The organism is Pedobacter panaciterrae (assembly GCF_013204795.1).
Classification (GTDB): Bacteria; Bacteroidota; Bacteroidia; order Sphingobacteriales; family Sphingobacteriaceae; genus Pedobacter; species Pedobacter panaciterrae.
Genome location: NZ_JABMKW010000017.1, coordinates 484,195 through 510,061 on the forward strand (window position 1 = coordinate 484,195; position 25,867 = coordinate 510,061).

Annotated in this window: 26 protein-coding genes; 8 read left to right on the forward strand and 18 right to left on the reverse strand. The window is 37.7% G+C overall.

Features of this window, described 5'->3' with window-relative positions; translation table 11 throughout:
- Positions 1 to 5: 5 nt before the first annotated feature.
- A complete protein-coding gene (locus HQN86_RS13475; protein WP_172661466.1) occupies positions 6 to 2,090 on the reverse strand; it encodes a hypothetical protein in 2,085 nt (694 codons plus the stop codon).
- Between the two features lie 83 nt (positions 2,091 to 2,173).
- On the opposite strand from HQN86_RS13475, the gene HQN86_RS13480 reads away from it, so the two are divergent.
- Positions 2,174 to 2,908 carry a L,D-transpeptidase family protein gene (locus HQN86_RS13480; RefSeq protein WP_172661467.1) on the forward strand — a complete coding sequence of 245 codons (735 nt, stop codon included), beginning with the start codon at positions 2,174 to 2,176 and terminating at the stop codon, positions 2,906 to 2,908.
- 53 nt (positions 2,909 to 2,961) lie between these two features.
- Here the strand turns inward: HQN86_RS13480 and fabG are convergent, their stop codons facing one another.
- The 10 genes from fabG to HQN86_RS13530 all read right to left on the reverse strand — a co-directional run bounded on the left by fabG (position 2,962) and on the right by HQN86_RS13530 (position 12,791).
- Entirely contained in the window at positions 2,962 to 3,705 is a 744-nt protein-coding gene (fabG, locus tag HQN86_RS13485; protein WP_172661468.1) for a 3-oxoacyl-[acyl-carrier-protein] reductase, read from the reverse strand.
- A 53-nt stretch (positions 3,706 to 3,758) separates the two neighbouring features.
- Positions 3,759 to 4,823 carry an agmatine deiminase family protein gene (locus HQN86_RS13490; protein WP_172661469.1) on the reverse strand — a complete coding sequence of 355 codons (1,065 nt, stop codon included), beginning with the start codon at positions 4,821 to 4,823 and terminating at the stop codon, positions 3,759 to 3,761.
- Positions 4,824 to 4,832: 9 nt separating this feature from the next.
- Positions 4,833 to 5,708 (reverse strand): carbon-nitrogen hydrolase, encoded by an 876-nt coding sequence (locus HQN86_RS13495; protein ID WP_172661470.1) that lies wholly within the window; start codon positions 5,706 to 5,708, stop codon positions 4,833 to 4,835.
- 74 nt (positions 5,709 to 5,782) lie between these two features.
- Positions 5,783 to 6,046: a cysteine-rich CWC family protein gene (locus HQN86_RS13500; protein ID WP_246269603.1), complete on the reverse strand. Its 264-nt coding sequence runs from the start codon at positions 6,044 to 6,046 to the stop codon at positions 5,783 to 5,785.
- A gap of 232 nt (positions 6,047 to 6,278) precedes the next feature.
- Complete coding sequence (locus tag HQN86_RS13505; protein WP_172661471.1) at positions 6,279 to 8,657, reverse strand: ribonucleoside-diphosphate reductase subunit alpha; 2,379 nt, start codon at positions 8,655 to 8,657, stop codon at positions 6,279 to 6,281.
- 106 nt (positions 8,658 to 8,763) lie between these two features.
- A complete protein-coding gene (locus HQN86_RS13510) occupies positions 8,764 to 9,738 on the reverse strand; it encodes a ribonucleoside-diphosphate reductase small subunit (protein ID WP_068893168.1) in 975 nt (324 codons plus the stop codon).
- Between the two features lie 380 nt (positions 9,739 to 10,118).
- Positions 10,119 to 10,553 (reverse strand): septal ring lytic transglycosylase RlpA family protein, encoded by a 435-nt coding sequence (locus HQN86_RS13515; RefSeq protein WP_246269606.1) that lies wholly within the window; start codon positions 10,551 to 10,553, stop codon positions 10,119 to 10,121.
- A 109-nt stretch (positions 10,554 to 10,662) separates the two neighbouring features.
- A complete protein-coding gene (locus HQN86_RS13520) occupies positions 10,663 to 11,142 on the reverse strand; it encodes a methionine-R-sulfoxide reductase (RefSeq protein WP_172661473.1) in 480 nt (159 codons plus the stop codon).
- Between the two features lie 136 nt (positions 11,143 to 11,278).
- Positions 11,279 to 12,151 carry a succinate--CoA ligase subunit alpha gene (gene sucD / locus HQN86_RS13525; protein ID WP_048907383.1) on the reverse strand — a complete coding sequence of 291 codons (873 nt, stop codon included), beginning with the start codon at positions 12,149 to 12,151 and terminating at the stop codon, positions 11,279 to 11,281.
- Positions 12,152 to 12,218: 67 nt separating this feature from the next.
- The gene (locus HQN86_RS13530) at positions 12,219 to 12,791 is read right to left on the reverse strand and encodes a TMEM175 family protein (protein WP_172661474.1); all 573 of its coding nucleotides are present in this window, start codon (positions 12,789 to 12,791) and stop codon (positions 12,219 to 12,221) included.
- Between the two features lie 96 nt (positions 12,792 to 12,887).
- Here HQN86_RS13530 and HQN86_RS13535 point away from each other — a divergent pair, with 96 nt between their 5' ends.
- Positions 12,888 to 13,319, forward strand: a complete 432-nt coding sequence (locus tag HQN86_RS13535; protein WP_172661475.1) for a hypothetical protein — start codon at positions 12,888 to 12,890, stop codon at positions 13,317 to 13,319.
- 6 nt (positions 13,320 to 13,325) lie between these two features.
- On the opposite strand, the gene HQN86_RS13540 is transcribed toward HQN86_RS13535, so the two are convergent.
- Positions 13,326 to 14,150: a 3-keto-disaccharide hydrolase gene (locus HQN86_RS13540; RefSeq protein WP_172661476.1), complete on the reverse strand. Its 825-nt coding sequence runs from the start codon at positions 14,148 to 14,150 to the stop codon at positions 13,326 to 13,328.
- Between the two features lie 44 nt (positions 14,151 to 14,194).
- The gene (dctA, locus tag HQN86_RS13545; RefSeq protein ID WP_172661477.1) at positions 14,195 to 15,469 is read right to left on the reverse strand and encodes a C4-dicarboxylate transporter DctA; all 1,275 of its coding nucleotides are present in this window, start codon (positions 15,467 to 15,469) and stop codon (positions 14,195 to 14,197) included.
- 45 nt (positions 15,470 to 15,514) lie between these two features.
- On the opposite strand from dctA, the gene HQN86_RS13550 reads away from it, so the two are divergent.
- The 3 genes from HQN86_RS13550 to HQN86_RS13560 all read left to right on the forward strand — a co-directional run bounded on the left by HQN86_RS13550 (position 15,515) and on the right by HQN86_RS13560 (position 16,861).
- Positions 15,515 to 15,781: a hypothetical protein gene (locus HQN86_RS13550; RefSeq protein ID WP_172661478.1), complete on the forward strand. Its 267-nt coding sequence runs from the start codon at positions 15,515 to 15,517 to the stop codon at positions 15,779 to 15,781.
- Positions 15,782 to 16,354 (forward strand): Crp/Fnr family transcriptional regulator, encoded by a 573-nt coding sequence (locus tag HQN86_RS13555; protein ID WP_172661479.1) that lies wholly within the window; start codon positions 15,782 to 15,784, stop codon positions 16,352 to 16,354.
- 72 nt (positions 16,355 to 16,426) lie between these two features.
- On the forward strand, positions 16,427 to 16,861 hold the full coding sequence (locus HQN86_RS13560) for a carboxymuconolactone decarboxylase family protein (protein ID WP_172661480.1): 435 nt from the start codon (positions 16,427 to 16,429) through the stop codon (positions 16,859 to 16,861).
- Here the strand turns inward: HQN86_RS13560 and HQN86_RS13565 are convergent, their stop codons facing one another.
- Both HQN86_RS13565 and HQN86_RS13570 read right to left on the reverse strand, forming a co-directional pair.
- Positions 16,862 to 17,488 carry a gluconate 2-dehydrogenase subunit 3 family protein gene (locus HQN86_RS13565; RefSeq protein WP_172661481.1) on the reverse strand — a complete coding sequence of 209 codons (627 nt, stop codon included), beginning with the start codon at positions 17,486 to 17,488 and terminating at the stop codon, positions 16,862 to 16,864.
- 16 nt (positions 17,489 to 17,504) lie between these two features.
- The gene (locus HQN86_RS13570) at positions 17,505 to 19,241 is read right to left on the reverse strand and encodes a GMC family oxidoreductase (RefSeq protein ID WP_172661482.1); all 1,737 of its coding nucleotides are present in this window, start codon (positions 19,239 to 19,241) and stop codon (positions 17,505 to 17,507) included.
- A gap of 267 nt (positions 19,242 to 19,508) precedes the next feature.
- On the opposite strand from HQN86_RS13570, the gene HQN86_RS13575 reads away from it, so the two are divergent.
- Positions 19,509 to 20,153: a DsbA family oxidoreductase gene (locus tag HQN86_RS13575; protein WP_172661483.1), complete on the forward strand. Its 645-nt coding sequence runs from the start codon at positions 19,509 to 19,511 to the stop codon at positions 20,151 to 20,153.
- A gap of 254 nt (positions 20,154 to 20,407) precedes the next feature.
- Here HQN86_RS13575 and HQN86_RS13580 read toward each other — a convergent pair whose 3' ends face one another.
- Both HQN86_RS13580 and truA read right to left on the reverse strand, forming a co-directional pair.
- On the reverse strand, positions 20,408 to 22,180 hold the full coding sequence (locus tag HQN86_RS13580; RefSeq protein WP_172661484.1) for an ABC transporter ATP-binding protein: 1,773 nt from the start codon (positions 22,178 to 22,180) through the stop codon (positions 20,408 to 20,410).
- Positions 22,181 to 22,183: 3 nt separating this feature from the next.
- A complete protein-coding gene (gene truA, locus HQN86_RS13585; RefSeq protein ID WP_172661485.1) occupies positions 22,184 to 22,948 on the reverse strand; it encodes a tRNA pseudouridine(38-40) synthase TruA in 765 nt (254 codons plus the stop codon).
- A gap of 89 nt (positions 22,949 to 23,037) precedes the next feature.
- Between truA and HQN86_RS13590 the strand changes: the two genes are divergently transcribed.
- A complete protein-coding gene (locus HQN86_RS13590; protein ID WP_172661486.1) occupies positions 23,038 to 23,502 on the forward strand; it encodes a DUF4293 domain-containing protein in 465 nt (154 codons plus the stop codon).
- A gap of 84 nt (positions 23,503 to 23,586) precedes the next feature.
- Positions 23,587 to 25,458: a DEAD/DEAH box helicase gene (locus HQN86_RS13595; RefSeq protein WP_172661487.1), complete on the forward strand. Its 1,872-nt coding sequence runs from the start codon at positions 23,587 to 23,589 to the stop codon at positions 25,456 to 25,458.
- 65 nt (positions 25,459 to 25,523) lie between these two features.
- Here HQN86_RS13595 and HQN86_RS13600 read toward each other — a convergent pair whose 3' ends face one another.
- Positions 25,524 to 25,865 (reverse strand): hypothetical protein, encoded by a 342-nt coding sequence (locus HQN86_RS13600; protein ID WP_216854403.1) that lies wholly within the window; start codon positions 25,863 to 25,865, stop codon positions 25,524 to 25,526.
- Positions 25,866 to 25,867 lie beyond the last annotated feature (2 nt).

A 25,867-nucleotide genomic window follows, 5' to 3' on the forward strand; every position in this document is an offset into this window, starting at 1 on the left:
TGCGCTTAAATTTCTCCGTTTCTTTTTCTTAAAAACCATTCCAGGGTTAGCAACATAACTATCAATGCAAACACCCACTTAAAGTTAATCAATTCCTCATATTTACGGTCTTCGTAACTCAGGGTTTTTACCTGTTCATTGGCTTCAATATCTTTTAAAATCTGCGATAAGTTCTGCGGCATATACATCTTACCGCCCGTTTGCATAGCCATTGTATTAAGCAGCTGATGATTTGCGATAGTTAGCTGATATTCTGCAACAAGTGTATTTACATAAAAAACTCCTTGCGCAGTGTGTTTTTTACCCCCAAGGTTAGTTGTGGCTGTATAAGTATAATTTCCTGCAGGCAACATCCCTGCATCAAGCTGATAGGCTGTTTCTGTTCTGGAGAATAGAAAATTATAGACCTTCCCCTCTTCATTCTTTATTTGAATACTCACATCCGGTGTATTTACCGAAACATAACTATCATTATAAAGAACTGCATTAATCGGCACATTTTCATTTTCATCAAAAGTGTTCTTGGCAGTGTAAACTTTAAACTTACGCTTATCGTCCTTTGCAGAAACATATTGGACAGCATTTGAAATTAAAGTATTAAAAGCATTTGACTTCTGATCATTTTGAGCCTCTCCCAACCTCCAACGCCATATGCCTTCTCCTATTAAATAACCTGCTTTTTTCCCCTCGGCGTTCATAAAAAACAATTGTGGCGATTCAGTCTTAATCTTGCCTATTCGCTGTTTTAAAGCCACTAATGCCGTTCCGTTTATTCTTACCTCCCCAAAAGGAGCTTGAAGAGGATCAAATCCTTCAATTTGTTTATCGAATGTCGCGCTCATTTCAAAGGCAGTAAATCCAGTATTAGCAACAGCAAAAGCCTCTTGCAAAGTATTATTGCTTCCATTAAAATTTACAGCACTTTGCATCTTATTAAACGCATACAAATTACTTTGAGCGCCCAAAATGTACCACAACGGCACATTACTTTGCTGAACCTTATTAATAAATGTACCACCGTCATTTTGAAGAGCCGGAAACTGGTACAGAATAATTAAACTATAGTCCTTTGGATTAATCACATTCAGATCGTCTCCCAAAGCAATTTTCAAATCATAATGTTTGTTTATGGAAATGGCCTGTTTTAATGCTGCAATGTCGGGGTGCGGGCCAGCAGAGGCAATCAATATTTTTTGCCTTGCATCAATTACCTCAATAAAAATACTTTGTGCGTTGTTACGTTCTGATATCTCATTTTTTAACGGGCTGAGTTGAATGGTATATTTTTGAAGTCCTAACCTCGAAGCCTTTAACTTAATAGGAATATTCTTTACAAATGCATTTGAATTAATCTGAATCTGCTCATTGTAAATCTTTTTTCCTCCCTCCATAACTAAAACCCTCGACATTTCACCCTTACTTTCAAAGGCTTGTACCTGAACCTCAAGCGTAAATTCATTATCAAGATAAACCAGGCTGTTGTGATTTACGTTCGAAATCATTAAATCCTTTTTCGGAATCGTATCCCCCAATGCAACGGTATAAACCGGAGCTTTAAGTTTGTTTAAATCATAAAGTGGGCTTCCCCCGCGATTAAAAATACCATCTGAGGCCAAAATAACTGACCCCACATTCCGATTTAATAATTCATCGTTTAACTGATTGATGAACTTCGAAGCGTTACTTACCTGCCCCTTATTTTTGAAATCATAGCCGGATTTCACGCTGTCACTGAAATTATAGACTTTAACTTCATACTTTTCCGACAGCTTATCGGCTAAGGCCTGCATGTCCTTCTCATACTGTTGCTTATTAAAGCCATTAGGTTCAATAGCTCCAACCGACAGAGAATTATCCTGCCCAATAACAATAACAGGTTTTTCGAGATTATACGAGACGCTTCTTACCAAAGGAAAGAATAGCAATGCAGTTATTACCGTTACTGCAACGGTGCGTATAACGAACAATCCATAACGCAGCCGTTTATCTAAATGTTCCGTTTTACGGTACAATAACCAGGCGAAAAGAATACCTGCAAGCAAGCATCCCAGTAAAGCCAATAAAATGTATAAGCTAAAAGAATCGTTCATACGTATTTGGGTAAAGATGCTAAATTTTAAAATGCTCGCACAATTTTATATAAGTTTGTTCATAGTAAAACTAACGCCTTACAATGAAAAGCTATTTTTACATTATTCTTCTAATGATTATGTCTACATCCGTACTGGCCCAATCTAATTTCAAAGCACAGCAATTAACATTTGAGCGCGTGAAACAAGCCTATGGTGAGAAGTGGAATAGCCTGCAAAAAGAGCTTAAAAAAGATCAAATAACCGGAAAGTTCAGTTTATATATAGCCGCTTATAAAGCTGAAAGAAAGTTAGAGATTTGGTTAAAAGAGAATAACCAAAAACAATACAAGTTGTTCAAAGTATACCCCTTTTGTCAGCACTCAGGTGTTCTGGGTCCTAAATTAAAGGAGGGAGATCTGCAAATCCCCGAGGGGTTCTATTACATCACCGCGTTTAATCCTCTAAGCAATTTCCACTTGTCTTTAGGAATAAATTACCCTAACAGTATTGATTTGCTAAGAAGTGCGAATGAAAAACCGGGCAGCGACATTTACATTCATGGAAAATGTGAAACTGTTGGATGTATTCCTATAACAGACGACAAGATAAAAGAGGTTTATGTGCTAGCCACTGAGGCACGAAATGGAGGACAAAATCAAATCCCGGTTCACATCTATCCGTTTAAAATAACTGATACTAATCTCAATAAATACCTGGCACAATTTCCACAACACAAAGCTTTCTGGATAAACCTTCAGCAAGGGTATAATTATTTTGAAAAATACAGGCGAGTGCCACAGGTGATAGAGCTTACTAATGCCTATCAATTTAAATAAAAAGGGGTGCCAGAAATCAATTCCGACACCCCTTGTAGATTTTTATTTTAAGCTTACAGCATTCCGCCGCAAACTGACAATACCTGTCCGGTAACATAAGAACTCATATCAGATGCAAGAAATACGCATGCATTCGCTACATCTTCAGTCTCACCTGCTCTTTTCAAAGGAATACCTTCTTCCCAACCCTGTACTACTTTAGGATCTAACACGTCTGTCATTTCAGTACGGATAAAGCCAGGAGCAATAACATTGGTGCGGATATTACGTGACCCTAATTCCTTAGCCAGCGATTTAGAGAATCCAATTATACCTGCTTTAGACGCAGCATAATTAGCTTGCCCGGCATTTCCTTGAACACCTACTACAGAACTCATGTTAATGATAGATCCCTTGCGTGCTTTCATCATCACCTTAGAAGCCGCCTTAGACACATTAAATACAGATTTCAAGTTTACATTAATTACTTCATCCCAGTTCTCCTCACTCATTCGCATCAATAAACCATCTTTCGTTATACCTGCATTATTTACTACAATGTCTAATGCACCAAAATCAGCTACAATATCATTGATCAGCTTCTCTGCTTCATCAAATTTAGAAGCATCAGAGCGATATCCTTTTACCTTTGTACCAAAACTTTGCAACTCTTGTTCTAAAGCCTCACCCTTTTCTACTGATGATAAATAAGTAAAAGCCACATTAGCTCCATGCTCTGCAAACTTTTCCGCTATTTTGCGGCCAATTCCTTTAGATGCACCTGTAACAAGTGCTGTTTTTCCTTCTAATAACTTCATCTGTATTTCTTGTTTGGTTATATTCAATTAATTATATCAATTATAAAAAGCGATTAGATTGCCGGTTCTTGTTGACTAAGGCAATGAAAACTTCCTAATCCCCAAATAATATCTGTAGAGTCAATTCCTACAACTTTTCTATCCGGAAAAACGCCTCGTATAATTTCTAAAGCTTTTTCATCATTCACATCTCTAAAAGTGGGCACAATTACCGCAGCATTTGCAATATAAAAATTTGCATATGATGCAGGTAACCTGGTATCCTCGTGTATTACCGGCGAAGGCATTGGCAATTTCACAATATTCAAAGGTTTCCCGTTTAATAATCGTAAAGTCTTTAATGTCTCCAGGTTCTCCTGTAACAGCAGATAATTTTCATCCAGAGGATTACTTTCCACAACTGTTAAAACGGTGTCTTCGTTAACAAAACGGGTAATGTCGTCAATATGGCCATCTGTATCATCCCCAACTATTCCATCTCCTAACCACAACACCTGTTCAGCGCCATAAAATTCTTTTAGGTACTCTTCAATCTGCTCCTTATTTAAATGAGGATTTCTGTTTTCATTTAATAAACAAGCCGTTGTTGTAAGTATTGTTCCTGCCCCATTAAATTCAACAGATCCGCCCTCCATCACAATATCAGGATGATAAACAGATAAATTAAAATGTTCAGCTATTTTGGTTGGGATTACGTCATCAAGATCATACGGAGGATATTTGCCCCCCCACGCATTATATCCCCAATCCACAATTGCTTTTTTCCCGGTTGGCTTATTTAATAAAAAAGCCGGTCCATGATCTCTGCACCAGGCATCATTGCTTGGATTAAAATAAAACTCTATCTGAGTTAAATCAGCCCCCACCTTTTCCAATTCAGAAATAGCAAAAGCTTTAGTCTCCTCATTGTTAATATTAATCCTAACTTTTTCACCTGTTGCCACGATTTTAATAAACTGGCAATAAGGTTCATATATAGTTTCAATCTTACCTGGCCATGATTCTTCCTTATGGGGCCAACTTAACCATGTTGCATCATGTTTTTCCCATTCAGCAGGAAAGCTAAAGCCTAATTTTTTCGGACTGCTGTTAAATATTACTTCGTTAAATGATGACATTTTTAAATCTTAATCTTCGTCAATAAATCTTTTAGTAATTGGCTGATAAGAATCTATTCTACGATCTCTTAAGAAGGGCCAATGTTTACGAAAGAAATCAGACTCAGATAAATCTAATTCTACTACTTTAGTTTCTTCATTATCATGTGAACCCAAATAAAGCAATTTACCCTGAGCATTTGTTGCAAAACTTCCACCCCAGAACTTCATGGCTCCATCTTGTTCAAGTCCAACACGGTTTACACTCACCACAGGTACTCCATTGGCAACAGCGTGAGAACGCTGAATAGTCTGCCATGCATTATATTGATCCTTATTTGTTTCCTCATCCTGATCTGTAGCCCAACCTATAGCTGTTGGATAAAACATAATCTCTGCACCCATCAAAGCAGTAATACGTGACGCTTCAGGATACCACTGATCCCAGCAGATTAAGATACCGATTTTAGCAAATTTGGTTTGAAAAACCTTATAACCTAAATCACCCGGAGTGAAGTAAAACTTCTCATAAAAAGCAGGATCATCAGGAATATGCATTTTACGGTACTTGCCAAGATAAGTTCCACCAGCATCTAAAACAGCTGTTGTATTGTGATACAGGCCCGCTGTACGCTTCTCGAATAAAGAAGCAATAATCACTACGCCCAATTCTTTAGCAATGACTTGTAAAGCATCTGTGGAAGGACCGGGAATAGCCTCAGCCAAGTTGAAGTTGTCATAATCTTCAACATCACAAAAGTAAAGGGAAGTAAAAAGTTCTTGCAAACACACAATTTGTGCACCTTTTGCTGCTGCTTCCCTGATTTTTAAAATTGCTTTATCTAAATTTTCTTGTTTATTACTGGTACAGCTCATCTGCACCAATCCAACTTGTACTTTTGCCATTCTTTGTTAACAAATAATTTGACGCAAAGTTAGCCAAAAAAAATAAAAGATAGGAGGCTCAAAACCAGCTATACTTATGAAGCAACGGCATCCCTGTACTCCTGCTGAAGCTCAAAAAGACATTTAGCGCATAAACAACCATCGTGTAATTCGCTAATGTACTGTACCTCATTTAAGTCCAGCTGTACAACACTACACTGGCATTTAGTGTACGAGTTAGCTTTACACTCTATTGGTGTACCACAACGTTCGCAGGGTATGATTTCGTGTTTAGCCATTAACCACAAAGATACAAGATCAGAAACTAATGGCTCCTGATTGCCTGTTAAAAATGACAAATAGAATATTAAACATAAACCTCGTTGCAAATTATATTAAGAATGAAAAAAGAATTTTGTTAGACAATAGTCTAACCAAGTCTAAGAAGAGTCTGACTTGAGTCTGAGGTGAGTCTTATCTGTTTGCATCTCCAACTAGATTCCTGCATGGTTAAATTCAGGATGAGGAAGCACAAAAAAAGAGCAGGTATTTGGTACCTGCTCTTTAAATATATTAATTATTAAATTATTATTAACCTGAACAGCTGATGCATCCTTCTTCCATTGAACAAACCGGTCCTTCAACAATCTCTTCGGCACTTTGTTCAATATGCTCAGGAATTACAGGCTCCATGTTTTTACCTGCCTGGTTCTCTACTGTAAATTTAACAGCTTGAGAGGCTGCTTGAGTACGTAGATAATACATACCAGTTTTCAATCCTTTTTTCCAAGCATAGAAATGCATTGAAGTTAATTTAGAAGTATTTGGTGCATTAATGAATAAGTTTAGAGATTGAGACTGGCAAATGTAAGCACCTCTGTCGGCAGCCATATCAATAATGCTACGCATTTTTATTTCCCAAACTGTTTTGTACAATTCTTTAATATAGTCAGGAATCTCAGCAATCTCCTGAATAGAACCGTTAGCTAAAATAATTCTGTCTTTCATAGCTGGGGTCCATAAACCTAAAGCTACAAGGTCTTTTAATAAGTGTTTATTAACAACAATAAACTCACCGCTCAATACCCTTCTGGTATAGATATTAGAAGTATATGGTTCAAAACACTCATTGTTACCCAAAATCTGCGAAGTAGAAGCTGTAGGCATTGGCGCAACCAGCAATGAATTGTAAACACCATCTTTAACCACTTTTTCGCGCAAAGTTTCCCAATCCCATCTTCCACTATCTGGTTTCACATTCCAAAGATCGAATTGGAATTTACCTTCAGATAAAGGAGATCCTTTAAATGTTTGGTAAGGGCCGTTTTTAACTGCAAGGTCATGAGAAGCAGTCATTGCAGCAAAATAAATTGTTTCAAAGATTTCTTTGTTCAATTCACGCGCACCTTCACTTTCAAAAGGCAAACGCATTAAAATAAACGCATCGGCTAAACCTTGTACACCTAAACCAATTGGTCTGTGGCGCATGTTTGAATTTCTAGCTTCTTCTACCGGATAATAGTTATAATCGATAATCTTGTTCAGGTTTAAAGTAGCCTGATAAGTAACATCATATAATTTTTGGTGATCAAATTCACCATTAATTACATATCTAGGTAGAGCTAAAGATGCAAGATTACAAACTGCAACTTCATCTTTAGATGTATACTCAATAATTTCAGTACAAAGGTTAGAGCTCTTAATTGTACCCAGATTTTGCTGATTAGATTTGCTATTCGCAGCATCTTTATATAACAAATAAGGTGTACCGGTTTCAATTTGCGAATCAAGGATAGCAAACCATAATTCCTGAGCTTTTATAGTTTTACGAGCTCTTCCTTCTTTTTCATAACGCTCATATAAAGCATCAAACTCTTCGCCAAAGCAATCAGCTAAGCCTGGTGCTTCATGCGGACAGAATAAGCTCCAATCGCCATTCTCTTCCACACGCCTCATGAACAAATCACAAACCCACAGTGCATAGAACAAATCACGCGCACGCAATTCTTCTTTACCGTGGTTTTTGCGCAAGTCTAAGAAGCTCAATACATCAGCATGCCAAGGCTCTAAATAAATTGCAAAAGCACCTTTACGCTTACCTCCACCTTGATCTACATAACGCGCGGTATCGTTAAATACCTTTAGCATTGGTACAATACCATTACTTGTTCCGTTAGTACCACCAATGTAAGATCCGGTAGCACGAATGTTATGGATACTTAAACCAATACCACCGGCACTTTGAGAGATCTTAGCTGTTTGTTTCAATGTATCATAAATACCTTCAATGCTATCATCCTGCATAGTTAACAAGAAGCACGACGACATTTGAGGTTTAGGAGTAGCAGCATTAAATAAGGTTGGCGTAGCATGAGTAAACCAACGCTCGCTCATCAGGTTATACGTAGCTATAGCACTTTCAATATCACCTTTATGGATCCCCACAGACACACGCATAAATAAATGCTGAGGACGTTCAACTATCTGTCCGTCTACCTTTAACAAGTAAGATTTCTCGAGTGTTTTGAACCCGAAATAATCAAACCCAAAATCTCTGTCATATATAATTGTGCTGTCAAGCGTGTCAGCATTTTCTTTAATTACTTCCCAAACATCATCAGCAATAAGAGAGGCTGATTTACCTGTTTTAGAGTCAATATAGTTATACAACATCTCCATCGTTTTAGAGAAAGATTTAGTTGTATTCTTATGAAGGTTAGATACAGCAATACGTGAAGCAAGCAAAGCATAATCCGGATGTTTGGTTGTCAAAGAGGCTGCGGTTTCAGCTGCAAGGTTATCCAATTCAGATGTTGTAACCCCATCATATAAACCTTCAATCACTTTCTTGGCTACATCTATCGGATCTACAAGTTCAGCGTTAAAACCATAGCATAACTTTTCAATACGGGCAGTTATTTTGTCAAACCTTACCGCTTCCTTGCGGCCATCTCTTTTTATTACAAACATATTTTTCAGGTATTTATGGTGCATATTGGGTTTGTGATGAGCAACCCCAGCATCGGCACCGAATTAATTATTTATTTATATTACTTATCGCCTAACCCGATAAGTTTTAAAAATCATCGTCTAAAGAGAAAGCCGCAGCTTTATCTTCTGTAGAGGTTAATACACCACTTTTCTGGTAATCACCAACTCTTTTTTCAAAGAAATTCGTTTTACCTTGTAGTGATATCATCTCCATAAAATCAAATGGGTTGGTTGCATTATAGATTTTAGTATAACCAAGCTCTTGCACCCATCTGTCTGCAACAAACTCAATGTACTGCGACATTAGCTTTGCATTCATTCCAATCAGTGCCACAGGTAAGGCATCTGTAATAAATTCTTTTTCTATTTCTACAGCATCCTTAATGATACCGTGAACTTGTTCTTCAGTAAGCTTATTCTTAAGCATACCATACAACAAACAAGCAAATTCGCAATGTGAACCCTCATCTCTGGAGATCAGCTCATTACTGAATGTTAAACCTGGCATTAGCCCTCGTTTCTTTAACCAGAATATAGAGCAGAAACTTCCGCTAAAGAAAATACCCTCAACAGCTGCAAAAGCTACCAAACGTTCAGCAAAATTACCACCTTCTATCCAGCGTAATGCCCATTCCGCTTTTCTCTTAACACAGGGAACAGTCTCTATTGCGTGGAACAACCTATCCTTTTCATCAGGATCTTTTATATAAGTATCAATTAACAATGCATATGTTTCTGAGTGGATGTTTTCCATCATGATCTGGAACCCGTAAAAGCAACGTGCTTCAGGCAACTGAACTTCACTCATAAAATTTACTGCAAGGTTTTCGTTTACAATACCATCACTTGCAGAGAAGAAAGCCAAAATATGAGAAATAAAATGTCTCTCCCCGTCATTTAGGTTATCCCAATGTTTCTGGTCATCAGAAAGATCAATTTCTTCTGCCGTCCAAAAACTAGCCTCACTCTTTTTATACATTTCCCAAATTGCCGGATATTTAATCGGTAAAAGAACAAAACGGTCTTTGTTTTCTTTTAATAATACTTCTTCTTCTTGCATAAGCCTTTGTTTAACGTAGTGAATGATTGAACTATGAAAAACCCTTAATAAACGCTAACAGTCGACAAAACCATACTTAATTTAAAGATTTGAAAAGACTTGAATTTCTCTGGCAACCTTAATCAACTAAATATTAAACCTTTAACTGAAAATCTACGTGTGATTTATTAAAGAATTTTACTTAAACAAATATAAAGTATGAGGCCTTTTTTGCAGAACAAAGTTGTTAACACGTTGTTAGATTTGGCTGTTTAAAAGATCAGATTTCAGTCATAATCAACCACCAAAAAAGCTAATTATTTCTTTTTAAGGGGATAGTAAAAACTTTTGAATGTTAATAATTTAAAAAAGCTGACTTTATATCCCCTAAAGTTTAAAAATTACTCGGTATCTGGCAGATAGCTAATTTCAAGTTTAGCAACCCCTTTTCCATAGAACCCAAGCTCTTTTGCCGCGCCTTCAGAAAGGTCTATTTTGAATTTTCTGGAATGCGGACCTCTGTCATTTATTTCGACGTCCACAGATCTGCCATTTATTGGATTAGTAACCGTTACTATTGTCCCAAATGGTAAGGACATGTGAGCGGCAGTCATTTTTTTACCCCGATACCTTACACCGCTTGTAGTTCTTCGTCCTTCAAACTTCTTTGCGTAATATGTAGCGTAAACGGTTTTAGAGATTAATTTAGAAGATAGATTGGATGACGATCTTGCTGTTGTTTCAGGGGCCGATTCTGATGTCGTTCCGTCTGAAATATCCTGGGAAAAACCCATAAAAGAAATCAGCATACCGCATAACAATAAACAATACTTCATATTTACTATAGTTGGTGAACGTGCAAACATAAGTAAACTAAACACTTATAAACAAGTAATGCCCGACAAGTTATCATCGGGCATTATACTTATGTCATTCCAAAAGATTTTATTTCTTATCGGGCACAAAACTCATAGAAATTGAGTTCACACAGTTACGAGTATTTTTAGATGTGAAGCCTTCTCCCAAAAATACATGACCTAAATGTGCTTTACAATTTGCGCATACAATTTCTGTACGCTGTCCGTCTGCATCAGGTATTCTTAACACTGCTCCTTTTATTTCATCATCAAAACTTGGCCATCCGCAATGCGATTCAAATTTTGATTCCGAGCGGTATAATGGTGCATTACATCGTCTGCAGATATAGGTTCCTTTTTCTTTGTTATTCAACAATGCTCCGGTTCCAGGATATTCAGTACCCTTCCGCACTATTACATCCTCTTCTTCTTTAGTTAATTTATTCCACTCCATATTATTGGTTGTTTTTTTGACTTCTTCTTTTTTGGGCTTTTGCGCACATGCTACAAAGCTAGTTATCACTAACAAGCCCGCTAGCATAAATGTTTTAGTAATTAAAGCTTTCATTTGCATATTATTTAATACAAGGTACGAACTAAAGCCTCCAGCGGTTTCATAATTGAAGTAATAATAATGTCAGTTATAAAAAAAGCTCCGATGAATGATATCACCAGAGCCTTTGCATTATACAAGAAGATCTTTATTATTTCTTTAACAAGGCAGCCATAGCTTCCCCAATTTCAGCAGGACTTGCTACAACGTGAATACCGCATTCTGCCATGATTTTCATTTTTGCTGCAGCAGTATCATCTGCGCCGCCAACAATTGCACCAGCATGGCCCATTCTACGTCCGGCAGGAGCAGTTTGACCGGCAATAAAACCTACAACAGGTTTTGTGCCATTTTCTTTAATCCAACGCGCTGCTTCAGCTTCCATACCACCACCAATTTCACCAATCATGATGATACCTTCAGTTTCCGGATCGTTCATCAACAACTCAACTGCTTCTTTAGTAGTAGTACCAATGATAGGGTCACCACCAATACCAATAGCAGTAGTAATACCTAAACCTGCTTTTACTACCTGATCAACAGCTTCGTAAGTTAAAGTACCAGATTTAGAAACTACACCAACAGTACCTTTTTTAAAGATGAAACCCGGCATAATACCAATTTTAGCCTCATCAGCAGTGATAACACCTGGACAGTTAGGACCGATTAAACGGCAATCTCTGTCAGAAATATATTCTTTAACCTGAATCATATCCTTAGTAGGAATACCTTCAGTAATACAAACAATAACTTTAATACCTGCTTCGGCTGCTTCCATAATAGCATCTGCAGCAAACGCAGGGGGAACAAATATAATAGATACATTAGCACCGGCCTTATCAACCGCATCCTTTACAGTATTAAATACTGGTTTATCTAAATGAGTTTGGCCACCTTTACCTGGTGTAACACCGCCAACAACGTTCGTTCCGTACTCAATCATTTGAGAAGCATGATAAGTACCCTCATTTCCTGTAAAGCCTTGAACAATAACTTTTGAATCCTTATTTACTAAAACACTCATGTATCTTTATTTTTTTGTGCAAACTTAGATAAAATAGTTTTCAATTACAATTTTATCCGCCTCTCCGTTAAGCTATCTTTTTTTCCACTCTTCTTTCGGGTATAAACCAGATTATTGCAATAAAAACATAACATGCTATACCTACCCATGGGGTTATAAAACTGCCTCCAATTGCAACTACGTAAGCTAAGCAGGAAACAGTGTCTTTTATGGTTGTGCCAAATGTATTCGCAAACTCAGAATCTGGCCCATGTAACTTTTTCAATGTACTTTCCAGAATAAAATAAGCCATGGCTGCCATAAACATTACACAACCATACATTGCCACTGGCCAGGTTTCATAATGATTCTCTCCCATCCACGCAGTAGCAAAGGGGAACAGTGAGAGCCAGAAAAGCAGATGCAGATTAGCCCACAACACCTTTCCATTAACCTTTTTAGCCAGCTGCATCATATGATGGTGGTTATTCCAATAAATACCAACGAAGATAAAACTGAGCACATAACTCATAAAAACAGGAATGAGTGGCGTCAGTGCCTGCAAAGAACTTCCATGGGGAACTTTCAGCTCCAAAACCATAATGGTGATAATAATAGCTAAAACGCCATCACTAAATGCTTCTAATCTGTTCTTATTCATAAATTAAAGATATATTAATTCAATATTTTTTTCAAACTACGCCCAAATACTCATTTATTTGTAAGGCTAAGATCAACCTTATCGCAAAAAAACAATATGAAACCGCTTAAAATTTATTTTAAAATCCTACAAACAGGAAATGGGAAATATCTCAAAACTAAAAATGAGGTAAGCAACCTTATTGTAGATATTATTGACAGGAACCCGACTAAATCATCATCGGCGATAAGGGAAATAGCTATTGAGGACTTTAAAAATAATGATAAAGCTCAAAAAACACTATGTACAAGCGCACGTTTCTTTATTCAAAGCATTTCTGACATTGAAGTTGCCATTACTTTCTTACCACAGGAAAAATTAGCACAAGAACAATTTTACACCCAATGGAGATATGTTCAAAAATCTGAACCATATAGACTTGTACAGTACTTAGATGAAAACAGGCTTGTGGTATATAGCGACAAAACAAAAGTGCTGCATACCGTAAAACTGGACAAAGATGTGTCTGTAATAGTTGAAGAAGAATAACTCCTTTTAGTTCTTAACAGGTCTCTTTACACGAGACAGATCTTTTATTTCGATGTTTTTAAAGTCAACAGGTTGGCCTTCGCTTTGCAGAGCGATAAAGCCGCTGCTTAATAATTTGCCATCTATTTTGATTTTAGGATCATATCCATTTGCTACGCCTCCACCGATCTGGGGTTTAGAGTATTGCAATACTGTATCACCATTAATAATATGAGTGATCAAAGAATCGCCAAGAACAATCAACTCTCCCCGTACCCACTGATCGCCGTCATATGTTTTTGAGGTAGAGTTTAAGCAGTGAGAATCTGCTATTTTGCCCTTATAAACCACATTGGTTCCGGGTGAGCACATATTGCCCGTAGGTCTTGGATTTCCGTCACCCAGGCCAGCAAGAAGTTGCATCTCAATAGAGATTGGCCAATCCTGCTCTTTTAACATTGTTCTCGGATCCTGCGAATGAAACATTACACCGCTATTTAACAAAGTATAATCAGGGGCTCCTTTTTGCAGTTTTCCTACAAAACGATATTCAAATTTCAAATGATAATAAGAGAATGGCGTTTTATAATACAGGTGCGCAAACTGATCATTAAAATCTCCATATTGATCATACCGCACTTTAATGATACCATCTTCAACCCTAAAAGTATTTCCAAAATTCACACCAAATTCATGATGATGTACCTTTACAAACCAATCCTTAATGTCTTTACCATTAAACAAAGGGACCCAACCTTTTTTGTCATCAGATTGGTTTGAGCTTTGCTTAATTCCTCCGCAGCCTGCAAAAAGAAGACAAGAAATCAAGGCTATAAATGTATATTTTTTCATGTTATGTGTGGTTTATTTAGTTGGAGGCAAAATACAATAAAAAATTAAATATCCGATTCCTCCATGCTTTCAATGGAAGCAGGTTGAATCGCAAGCTTATATTTCTCTTCATCAAATTCGTTTTCGCTTTTGGCAATTACAATCGTTGCAATTCCATTTCCAATCATATTTGTTATAGCCCTGGCTTCAGACATAAACCTATCTACTCCTATTAAAATCCCTATATGTTCAACCGGCATTAGTTTCAAAGCGGTTAAGGTAGACACTAATACAATAAACCCACTGCCAGTAACCCCGGCAGCTCCTTTTGATGTGACCATCAAAACAGCAAGCACACCTAGCTGTTCTCCTATTGAAAGATCTACATTAAAGACCTGACACAAAAATATAACTGCCATAGAAAGATAAATTGCCGTTCCATCCAGATTAAAAGAATAACCGGTAGGTATAACCAAACCAACAACAGATTTATCACAACCAATGGCTTCCATTTTCTTCATCATACTAGGTAAAACAGACTCAGAAGAGGAAGTACCCAAAACAATCAGGATCTCCTGTCGAATATATTTCAAATACTCTAATAAGCTAAATTTATAAAACCTGCAGATGGCGTTTAGCACTACAAAAATAAATAAGAAACAGGTTAGATAAACTGAACCCATTAGCTTCGCCATAGGCAACAACGTTTTTAATCCATAAGTACCAATGCTAAATGCCATCCCCCCAAAGGCACCCAACGGAGCAAGTCGCATCACTATCTTCATGATATTAAAAAATACCTTTGCCATTTTATCAAAAAAACTAAGCAATGGCTGCCCACTATCGCCAAGCTTATTTAAACCATAGCCAAATAAAATGGCAAAGAATAATATCTGTAAAATATCTCCTTTGCTAAAGGCCTCAAAAACATTATGAGGTATTATGTTCGCAAAAAACTCTAACCAATTAATTTTGCCTGCTTGTTCAGTATATGCTTTTATTTTACTCACATCACCCGTTGTAGGGTGAACACCAATCCCAGGCTTTAATAAATTGGCAACCACCATTCCAATTAAAATGGCTACAGTAGTAACCACCTCAAAATATAAAAGAGCTTTCCCTCCAACACGCCCAACTTTCTTCATATCGCCCATATGGGCTATTCCCAGAACTATTGTTAAAAATATGATGGGAGCAATGAGCATACTGATCATTTTAATAAAACTCTGGCTTATAAGTTCGGCATGTGGGGCGAAACCCGGGAAAAAAGTACCGACAATAATCCCTAAAGCAATAGCCACTAAAACCTGAAAAGTAAGATTCGAAAGGATAGATTTCATTATACTATAATAGTGAAATTTTGTTTAATGTATTAGCTTTATGGCATGGAAAGCGAAAACAAAAATCCTTACGTACAGTTCAACGGTAAAATCCTAAAGGATTGGAAAGACAATGGAGTAAAATACATCAAGCTTGTAGAGTTGGAAACCGACCTTACTGTTAAGTTTTTCGAGCTTATTCCGGATTCTGAGATTCCTGATTCCGGCGAAACAATATATCATATAGAATCAGATGATATTACCGAGCTTTTAGAGCCGGTAGCTAAAGTGAAATTTCTGGTACACGAAATCTATCTTGAAGAGGAGGAGTAAATGTATCCTGAACTTTTAGCCCACATTAAAAGATATGTACAACTTGAGTCGTATGAAGAGCAATTGTTATGCGATAGCATCGAGCTTAAAATACTTAAAAAGAAAGAGTATCTTCTGGAAGCAGGTAAATTATGCAAGGGAGATTATTTTATTGTCAAGGGCTGTTTAAGGCAATTTTACATTAATAAAAAACTGAACGAGCAGATTATAAACTTCGGTCTGGAAAACTGGTGGATAGCAGATCAGGACAGCCTACTGAACAAACAACCATCTACAACCAATATCCAGGCTATAGAACCCTCAGAACTTTTGTTTCTGAGTGAAAAGAATAAAACAGTCTTGTTCGAAAAAGTACCTCGATTGGAAAGTTACTTCCGCATAATGATGCAAAAAGCGTTTGTTGCCTCACAACGCCGGATAGGCTATATTTTTAACCAAACTGAAGAAGAACGTTACAGGCATTTCTCAAGTTTATTTCCTGATTTTATGCAACGTGTACCACAATACATGTTAGCTTCTTATCTAGGTTTTACTCCACAATTTCTTAGTCGCTTAAGAGCTAAAAAGCAATAAACTTTCTTAACCACAGTTCATTTTTCTAAGGTACTTTATTGCTCAACTTTGGTACAACAAAAACAAATAGTTATGAGTAATAGAATTAGAATTAACCAGGTAGAGCCAGCAGCTTATAAAGCAATGTTGGCGTTTGATAGTTATGTGGAACAAAGCAATCTTACCACTAAACATAAGGACCTCATCAAAATAAGAGCCTCTCAAATTAATGGATGTGCTTATTGTATCGATCTGCACACCCGCGATGCACGCAAAGCGGGTGAAACAGAACAAAGAATTTATGCCCTTAATGCATGGAGAGAAACTCCATTTTTTGATGAGCAGGAACGTGCCTTGTTAGCACTTACAGAAGAAGTAACTTTTATTAGCAACAAAGTATCTAATGAAAGTTACAATAATGCTGCTGCACTTTTTGACCATGTTTACCTTGCTCAGATAATCATGGCCATAATTAGTATCAATGCGTGGAATAGAATTGGGATAAGCACCGGAATGGAGCCGAAATAACTACACCCCTTCCATACCGTATTGCTTTAGCACATCTGCCGGTACACCTTCCCAACGGTTAGGTACATTGCCAACATAACCGAGGTCCTTAATACCGATCTCGGTTGTAAAGAATCCTGAAGCAGTGAGGTCTCGCATCAAACTAAAGAAAGCCACACCTTGTTGCATTCCTGGTTTTACTTTCTTTGGATATGCAATGTCATCAACCATCTCAATTTGCTGAGTTGATGATGCATCTTTAAAAGTTTTCTGATAGCGGTTTAAACATTGCAGATCAAGCCACTTTAGTCCACCGCGCATCGGAGTTTGATGTCCTGGCATATCCTTAACAATGAACTCAATAAAATCAGGCACTTTGGCATCCGAAGCGCTTCCTGATTTGTCATCCTTAGGAATAATAATATCCGCTAAAAGCGTTATTGTTGCCATTTCATGTTCGGTAAAGAACTTCCATGAATTTAATTTCTTATCACGTTCTACTTCAAACTCCTGTCTTCCAGGTTGGGCTTCGCCATCAGCACCTTTGGCAACAACTTCCGGTTCTTTTCCCGGTTTACAGGCTTCAAGCACCACACCTGCGCTAATTGCAGTAAGGCCCAAAGCTTTTAATGAATCACGTCTGTTCATATATATCGATTTGAGATCAGCTAATGTTTAAGTTTTTCTTTTGTGCTAAAATGTACTCTGCAGTACGCATAGAAAGCGCAAGAATTGTCCAGGTAGCATTTTTATCACCTTGTTGTACAAAAGGAGCAGCATCTACTACAAAAAGATTTTTACAATCATGAGCCTGGCACCATCTGTTTAATGCAGATTTTTTAGGATCATCACCCATTCTTACCGTGCCAACTTCGTGTATAATCTTTCCGGGCGCTTCTAATCCGTAGCTTGTTTCCGCACCAGGAGGCTCAGAGGCAATTGCCCCCATTGCATGCATAATTTCCTTAAAGGTTTCCTGCATGTGTTTTGCTTGCTTTACTTCTTCCGGGGCCCATTTATAGTTAAATCTAAGTACCGGTATTCCGTATTTATCTACTACGTTTGGATCTATTTCGCAATAGTTACTTTCCCTGGCTATAGCGGTTCCTCTACCCGCCATCCCAACTTCGGTTCCATAAAAGCGCCTGTAATCATCCTTTAACCCAGCACCATATCCGCCGGCTTCTTTCATTTTACCGTCCCTACCAGGTATAGAACCGTTCATACCCTCTATGCCCCAGCCAAATCCATAACCAGGCATACTAAGTCCGCCACCATATTCTATGTGATAACCTCTTGGGAAATCAAGTTTTTTATTATCAAGCCACCATGGGGAATATATATGTATACTTCCGGCACCATCTTCGTTATATCTTTTGCGATCTACCAACTGAGGCAGGTATCCACTCATACTGGCTCCAGTAGAATCATGCAGGTATTTACCAACTATTCCACTACTATTCGCCAATCCGTCAGGATGGGCAGCAGATTTAGAATTAAGTAATAACCTTGCAGATTCACATGCACTGGCACCCAGAATAATGGTCTTACCTTTTACCTGGTATTCTTGCATATCCTTTGTATTTACATAAGATACTCCCGTTGCTTTTCCGCTTTTATCAGTTAACACCTCTCTTACCATCGCATTGGTAATAACAGTTAGGTTTCCTGTTTTTACTGCCGGAATCACCAGGCAAGACGATGATGAAAAGTCGGCATAAACTTTACATGATCTTCCGCACTGACCGCAATAAAAGCATTGCCCCCGATCTTTATTGTCTTTTAATGCTTCGGTAAGTACAGAACCTCTGCCAGGAATTACAGTTACCCCAACTTTTTGAGCTGCTTTTTTTATAAATAGTTCATTAAGTCTTGGTTTCGGAGGTGTCATAAATATCCCATCAGGCTCACTTTCTATGCCCTCTACTGTACCATAAAGACCAATCATCCTATCTACCCTATCATAAAAAGGTTTTAGTTCCTGGTAAGTAATAGGCCAGGGATCAGTTAGTCCATCCTTAGGTTTAAAATCATCTGGACCCATTCTCAAAGAGATACGACCCCAGTGATTTGTTCTTCCACCAAGCATTCTGGAACGAAACCAGGCAAACTCCGAATTATTTTTCTGAGTATATGGTTCTCCTTCTAGCTCCCATCCGCCATAAGCAGCATCAAAATCACCAAAGTGTCGGGTAGTACCCGCTCCTCTTCTTGGCGACTCCCATGGCCACTTCAGTTGTTGAGAGTCTATTCTCGGATCAAAATAAGCACCAGCTTCCAGCATTAAAACTTTCAAACCTGCATTGGCAAGTACATATCCGGTCATACCTCCTCCGGCACCTGATCCTACAATGACAGCATCATATTCGACGCCCGATTTCTTGATTTCAAATTCGCTCATTTATAATCTGATTTTTTTTAAAATAACGATTTACGGAGCATTTTATTCCTAAAACCATTGTCTGTAACAACAATAATGGCTTAGGCTAAAATAAGCACTTAATAATAAGTAATATACAAATTTTAACAATCCACAGAAAAATTAGAACTTATTTATAACCACTCTAATTAAAGTCCATTATAGTCCATCGAGCTAACATTAATCATACAAAACTCATAATTAACAACATAACTCTATAAATAAATCCATATGTCTAAATTTGCTTCAATGAAGGTAGATATTTGGTCGGACGTGCGTTGCCCGTTCTGTTATATAGGAAAAAGAAAATTTGAGGCCGCTCTGGAACAATTTGAGCATAAGGATAAAGTTGAAGTTGAATGGCATAGTTACGAGCTTGATCCACATGCTGAAACTGCTCCGGAAATTAGCTCTTATGATCATCTTGCCAACAGATATGGCAGATCAAGAGAATGGGCTATAGAAACTCATGAGCATGTAACAGAAACTGCTGCAGCAGTAGGTTTAGATTTCAATTTTGACATCTCGGTTGTAGCAAATTCTTTTGATGCCCACAGATTAATTCAACTGGCAAAGTCAATGGGACTGGGTGATGAAGCCGAAGAACAATTATTTAAAGCACATTTTACAGATGGCATTAATATCAGCGATCATCAATCACTAATTGAAATAGGCACAAAGATCGGTCTCGACAAATTATCTGTACAAACTATGCTGAACGGCACCGATTTTACAGACGAAGTAAGATATGATGAAAATGCAGCCCAAACCATCGGGATTAAAGGGGTTCCTTTTTTTATATTTAATCAGAAACTTGCTGTATCAGGAGCACAATCACCGGAAACGTTTTTAGGTGCGTTGAATCAGGCATTTCAAAATAACATTGAAAAATAAGCATTCTCTTCAAAGTCTGGAATCTTTTGCGCCTGAAAAAGGGACAAAATTTCCTAGGCCTTTTCTGAGAAACTGATTTTTCAGGAAAACCCACCGTCTATTTTTTTAAATCTACTCACATATATCCATATCGCATAGCTAGTACATCTTGCATAACTTATTTTCCAGAAAAAATCCTTGTTCTTCGAAGACATGCAGATTTTTCCCTTCAAAAATCTGAGGATGAGAAGAATCAAGAATTTTTTCCTCTTGTTTTAAACTGATGTAGAAATGCCGGTAGAGTTAAATTGTAAATCGTACAATCTCTTGTAATACCCATCAAGTTTAAGTAATTGCTGGTGTGTTCCCATTTCCTTGATCTCGCCCCTCTCCAATACAAGAATTTTATCTGCTTTCTGTATAGTTGACAGGCGGTGTGCAATCACAATAGAAGTACGTCCCTTCATTAAGTTCTCTATAGCTCGTTGAATAAGCATTTCCGTTTCCGTATCCACAGAAGATGTAGCCTCATCAAGCACAAGAATAGCTGGATCGTAAACCAGCGCTCTGATAAAAGAAATCAATTGTGCCTGCCCTGCAGATAATGTTGCACCGCGCTCCATCACATTGTACTGATAGCCTCCTGGTAATCGCTCAATAAAATCATGAGCCCCTACTTTTTTTGCAGCATCAACAACCTCTTCCATCGTAATCGCATCATTATTTAGCGTTATATTATTAAAAATGGTATCCGAAAAGAGGAAAACGTCCTGCAACACAGTCGCAATTTTATTCCTTAAATAACTTAATTCATAATCCTGTATTCTTGTTCCATCAACTTTAATCTCTCCTTTTTGAATTTCGTAAAAACGGTTCAAGATATTTATTGTCGAGGATTTCCCGGCACCGGTTGCTCCAACAAGGGCAACTGTTTTACCTGCTTCAACTTCAAAAGATATATCTTTCAATACATAATTCTCATCATTATATGCAAACCAAACCTTTTCAAAGGAAATATTGCCTTTCATAATTTCAGGAGCATAAGTACCTTTATCCTCTGTAACCTCATTCGTGTCCAAAACCTTAAATACACGTTCGGCACCAACCATACCCATTTGCAGGGTATTGAACTTATCCGCGAGCTCACGGATTGGCCTGAAAAGCATACCGATGTACATAATGAACTCGGTAATAATACCAGGTTTAATTGTTGGATTGCTAAGGATCGTTCTGGCTCCATACCATACTAACAAACCAAGTGACATAGCAGAAATAATTTCCACTACAGGAAAAAATATAGAATAATACCAGTTAGAGCGGATGTTCGCATCGCGATAGCGGCCATTAATTTTCAAAAACTTATTATACTCTTGTTTCTCTCTGGCAAAATATTGAATAATTGAAACCCCGGTAATATGTTCTTGCAGATAGGTATTCAAGTTAGACACTTCCGTTCTGATTTCCTGAAAGGCAGATTTAATTGCTTTCTGAAAAATTGAAGTAGCAATAATAAGTAAAGGCATTGGCAATAAAACCACAAGTGTTAAGGCCCAATCTTCATATACCATCACGCCTATGATCACAATCACCATTAAAATATCGCCTATAATTACAATTAAACCTTCCGAGAAAATCTCAGCAATGGTTTCGAGATCCGAAACTGTCCGGGTAATTAACTGACCAATAGGTGTATTATCAAAGTACTTCAATCGCAACTTAGTAATATGATTAAACACATTTATTCTTAAATCACGAATTGCCGACTGCCCCAGCGTATTTGTAAGTAAGGTGTGACTATACTGTACCCCGGTTTGAACAACAAGCAATACAAGCATTAGTATGGTCATATTTAGTAACCCGCTGTAATCTCCGGTAACAATATGATGGTCCAGCGTATATCCGATAAGAATAGGTCTTAATGGAGCAAGAACAGCTAGGAGTATAGTAAGGATTACCGAAATTATAAAGATGCGCTGATACGGTTTTACATATTGAAAAACCCTTTTCAACAACCCTACATTAATTACATCACCGGTTATTTTAGACATATTTTATTTTACAAAAGGGTAGATTACGCTTACAAGATACAAACCACATGCAGGTACTGATTGTCCGGCATTACTTCTGTCCTTACTTTCTATTATTTCTTTAAATTGTTCCAGGTTAATTTCATTTTTACCAATCCGTACCAAGGTACCAACAATTGCGCGAACCATATTTCTTAAAAAGCGATCTGCTCTGATGGTAAACAATAAAGATTCATCCTTTATCTGAAAATGCGCTTCGGTAATTTTACAATTATTAGTAAATGTTTGCGTATTAGATTTACTGAAACAAGAGAAATCTGTATGTTCCAACAAAATTTCTGCAGCCTCATTCATTGCTGCAACATCAAGATCTCCTTTATATAGCCACGATCTATCTAGCTTAAATGGATCTTTATGAAAATGTATATGATAATGATAAGCTCTTTCTGTTGCACCAAAACGTGCATGGGCCGTATTTTCAACCTCAAAAATACGTTTCACTGATATTTGGTATGGCAATAGAGAATTTATACCTGTAACAGAACGCTCAAAATTCAATGGTTTAACTTCATTCGTTTCATTATCTTGTACAATGTCAAAGTGCGCATAAAATTGGGTAGCATGTACACCAGCATCTGTCCGTCCGCAACCAAGTGTAATTATAGGTTGCCTAAAATATGTAGACAGCGCCTTGTCCAGGCATTCCTGTACAGTAACGGCATTAGGCTGTACTTGCCAGCCATGATAACTTGTTCCGTTGTACGACAATTCAATAAAATACCGTTGCATATTCAATTGTACAAAATTATCTTTTTAATCGGATATCGGATTGGTTACTATTTGCCTTTTAATATATTTGTTGAAATTATTGAACTGATATGATACAACGCGTACAATCTATATGGCTGCTTTTGGCTGCACTCACCCTAATCTGTCTGTTTTTCATTCCTTTAATAACTAAAAGTGTGAATAACACAGAGTATCTTTTATATCTTGATGGCCATCAGCAATCAATTAAGGGGGTAAATGACGCTAGTACCGCTGTCACCCCTTTGGGAGCAATGATCATAAATGGAGTTGCAGTATTAGTATGCCTTATTTGTATATTTCAGTTTAAAAATCGCGCTATGCAAAAGCGACTGATCATGATCAATATTGTGCTGATCGTTGTTACAGCCATTTTATCAGCTTTAAACGCTTCACTTTTACCGGGGGGAATAAACGGTTCGTCTATCCATTTCGGCTCTTCGCTATTCGTTCTGGCTATAATATTTTGTCTACTTTCAATACGTGGAATCCGTAAAGACGAGCAATTATTAAGGTCGGCCGACAGACTAAGATAATTAATTAGCTCATTTTTATTTAGTTACGCATCTGTAAAATACCAAATATTAAGCTTACCTTTGCGGCTTAATAAATTATTATACATGATAAACCCATTTAGTAAATTGGGGATAAGTGATGACGTTGTTAATGCTGTAAAGGATTTAGGTTTCGAAAATCCAACACCTATTCAGGAACAAAGTATTCCTGTACTGTTAGAGGGCAATAACGATTTTGTTGGTTTGGCCCAAACAGGAACAGGAAAAACAGCCGCATTTGGTTTGCCGCTGTTAGAATTGATAGACTTTAAAAGCAATAAGCCTCAGGCATTGATTTTATGCCCTACAAGAGAGCTTTGCTTGCAGATTACCAGCGACATCAAGAATTTCTCAAAAAACATCTCTGGTGCTAATGTAGTTGCCGTTTACGGTGGCGCAAACATTATGCAACAGTTGCGTGAAATTAGAAACGGTGTACAAATTGTAGTGGCTACACCCGGCCGTATGTTGGACATTATTGGCCGTAAGGCTATAGATTTCAGTAATGTGAAATTTGTAGTTTTAGATGAGGCTGATGAAATGTTAAACATGGGCTTCCAGGAAGACATCAACGACATCTTGTCAACAACTCCTGACGACAAAAAAACATGGTTATTCTCTGCAACTATGCCTCCAGAGGTTAGAAGAATAGCTAAAAATTACATGGATCAGCCGGTTGAGCTAACCATGGGAACAAAAAACACAGGTAATGTAAACATTGAACACGAATACTATATCGTTCGTGCAAGAGATAAATACGCTGCCTTAAAACGTATTGTAGATTTTAATCCTGAAATTTTTGCAGTAGTATTCTGCAAAACCAAATTGGATACTCAAGACGTTGCTGAACACTTAATTAAAGATGGCTACAATGCTGATGCATTGCATGGAGATCTTTCTCAGCAACAACGTGATAAAGTTATGCAACGTTTCCGCGATCGTAACATGCAGTTGCTTATTGCTACTGACGTTGCTGCACGTGGTATTGATGTAAATAACGTTACTCACGTAATCAATTACTCTTTACCTGACGAAATTGAAAGTTATACTCACCGTAGTGGCCGTACCGGTCGTGCAGGTAAAACAGGTATTTCAATCTGTATCGTTAACTCTAAAGAGATTGGTAAAATCCGTCAAATTGAAAGGATCATCGGTAAACAGTTTACTAAAGCTGAACTACCTACAGGTTTTGATGTTTGCGAAAAACAATTATTTGCTTTAGTACACAAAGTTCACAATGTTGAAGTTAACGAAAACCAAATCGAGCAGTACATGCCTCGTATTATGGATGAGTTTGCTGAACTAAGCAAAGATGAGGTAATTAAACGTTTTGCATCTTTAGAGTTTAACCGCTTTTTAGAGTATTACAAAAATGCACCTGATCTTAATTCATCTGCTGATGACAGAGGTGAGCGCGGCGAACGTGGTGAACGTGGAGAAAGAAGTCACAGAGGTAGCGAAGGTTACACTCGTTTATTTATAAACCTGGGTTCTGTTGATGATTTTACAAGAGGTGATCTATTATCTTTTGTATGTAACAATGGTAAAATCAGCGGAAAAAGCATTGGTAAAATTGACCTAAAAGGTGTTTATTCATTCTTTGAAGTTGAAAATGCAACTGTTGAGTCTTTATTCAACAACTTTAAAGGAGTTGAATTTAATAACCGTGGTGTAAGGATTGAAAAAACTGCAGAAAGTGATGGTGGCGGTCGTAGTCGTGGTGGCTCAGGCGGTGGCAGACGTGAAGGCGGAAGCTATGGCGGTGGAAGACGCGAAGGCGGAGGAGAGAGAAGAAGCTACAGCGGTGGCGGTGGTGGAAGACGTGAAGGCGGAAACAGCAGCGGTGGTGGCGGTGGTTTCAGAGATTTCTCTGGAAGAAGCCGTGAAGACAGAGGCGGAAGACGTGAAGGCGGAAACGACAGAAAACGCAGATCTTAATTATAGATCTTCTTTATAAGAAAAAAGCCCTCCAGAAATTCTGGAGGGCTTTTTTTTATAGGCGCTTAATGTTTTACTGGTCTGTCTTTAATCTCAGAAGCCTTAAGATACACCTTAGCTCCTTTTTTATTAATGTAATACTTCTTATTCTTGCCGTCAATATATACATCTGTGCCATCAGGTGCCATTTTCCCTTTATAGGTCTGATCAACAACTTTAGCACTGCCTTTTACAGCTACTTCAGCCGTTTTGTTTCCTACCTTTTTCGCTGTTTTTCCTATTGCTTTACCAGTTTTATCGAGTGCCCCGCCTACTGTTTCCTTTTTCTTATCCTGTGCATTACTGTTAAAAGAAACGGCTGTGCATAGCGCCAGAGCTAATAAGCCCATCGCAAATTTTGTTTTCATAG

Excerpts from the sequence above, each read along its gene's own strand:
- HQN86_RS13475 (WP_172661466.1), bottom strand. The coding sequence starts at position 2,090 with ATGAACGATTCTTTTAGCTTATACATTTTATTGGCTTTACTGGGATGC.
- HQN86_RS13480 (WP_172661467.1), top strand. The coding sequence starts at position 2,174 with ATGAAAAGCTATTTTTACATTATTCTTCTAATGATTATGTCTACATCC.
- fabG (WP_172661468.1), bottom strand. The coding sequence starts at position 3,705 with ATGAAGTTATTAGAAGGAAAAACAGCACTTGTTACAGGTGCATCTAAA.
- HQN86_RS13490 (WP_172661469.1), bottom strand. The coding sequence starts at position 4,823 with ATGTCATCATTTAACGAAGTAATATTTAACAGCAGTCCGAAAAAATTA.
- HQN86_RS13495 (WP_172661470.1), bottom strand. The coding sequence starts at position 5,708 with ATGGCAAAAGTACAAGTTGGATTGGTGCAGATGAGCTGTACCAGTAAT.
- HQN86_RS13505 (WP_172661471.1), bottom strand. The coding sequence starts at position 8,657 with ATGTTTGTAATAAAAAGAGATGGCCGCAAGGAAGCGGTAAGGTTTGAC.
- HQN86_RS13510 (WP_068893168.1), bottom strand. The coding sequence starts at position 9,738 with ATGCAAGAAGAAGAAGTATTATTAAAAGAAAACAAAGACCGTTTTGTT.
- HQN86_RS13515 (WP_246269606.1), bottom strand. The coding sequence starts at position 10,553 with ATGAAGTATTGTTTATTGTTATGCGGTATGCTGATTTCTTTTATGGGT.
- HQN86_RS13520 (WP_172661473.1), bottom strand. The coding sequence starts at position 11,142 with ATGAAAGCTTTAATTACTAAAACATTTATGCTAGCGGGCTTGTTAGTG.
- sucD (WP_048907383.1), bottom strand. The coding sequence starts at position 12,151 with ATGAGTGTTTTAGTAAATAAGGATTCAAAAGTTATTGTTCAAGGCTTT.
- HQN86_RS13530 (WP_172661474.1), bottom strand. The coding sequence starts at position 12,791 with ATGAATAAGAACAGATTAGAAGCATTTAGTGATGGCGTTTTAGCTATT.
- HQN86_RS13535 (WP_172661475.1), top strand. The coding sequence starts at position 12,888 with ATGAAACCGCTTAAAATTTATTTTAAAATCCTACAAACAGGAAATGGG.
- HQN86_RS13540 (WP_172661476.1), bottom strand. The coding sequence starts at position 14,150 with ATGAAAAAATATACATTTATAGCCTTGATTTCTTGTCTTCTTTTTGCA.
- dctA (WP_172661477.1), bottom strand. The coding sequence starts at position 15,469 with ATGAAATCTATCCTTTCGAATCTTACTTTTCAGGTTTTAGTGGCTATT.
- HQN86_RS13550 (WP_172661478.1), top strand. The coding sequence starts at position 15,515 with ATGGAAAGCGAAAACAAAAATCCTTACGTACAGTTCAACGGTAAAATC.
- HQN86_RS13555 (WP_172661479.1), top strand. The coding sequence starts at position 15,782 with ATGTATCCTGAACTTTTAGCCCACATTAAAAGATATGTACAACTTGAG.
- HQN86_RS13560 (WP_172661480.1), top strand. The coding sequence starts at position 16,427 with ATGAGTAATAGAATTAGAATTAACCAGGTAGAGCCAGCAGCTTATAAA.
- HQN86_RS13565 (WP_172661481.1), bottom strand. The coding sequence starts at position 17,488 with ATGAACAGACGTGATTCATTAAAAGCTTTGGGCCTTACTGCAATTAGC.
- HQN86_RS13570 (WP_172661482.1), bottom strand. The coding sequence starts at position 19,241 with ATGAGCGAATTTGAAATCAAGAAATCGGGCGTCGAATATGATGCTGTC.
- HQN86_RS13575 (WP_172661483.1), top strand. The coding sequence starts at position 19,509 with ATGAAGGTAGATATTTGGTCGGACGTGCGTTGCCCGTTCTGTTATATA.
- HQN86_RS13580 (WP_172661484.1), bottom strand. The coding sequence starts at position 22,180 with ATGTCTAAAATAACCGGTGATGTAATTAATGTAGGGTTGTTGAAAAGG.
- truA (WP_172661485.1), bottom strand. The coding sequence starts at position 22,948 with ATGCAACGGTATTTTATTGAATTGTCGTACAACGGAACAAGTTATCAT.
- HQN86_RS13590 (WP_172661486.1), top strand. The coding sequence starts at position 23,038 with ATGATACAACGCGTACAATCTATATGGCTGCTTTTGGCTGCACTCACC.
- HQN86_RS13595 (WP_172661487.1), top strand. The coding sequence starts at position 23,587 with ATGATAAACCCATTTAGTAAATTGGGGATAAGTGATGACGTTGTTAAT.
- HQN86_RS13600 (WP_216854403.1), bottom strand. The coding sequence starts at position 25,865 with ATGAAAACAAAATTTGCGATGGGCTTATTAGCTCTGGCGCTATGCACA.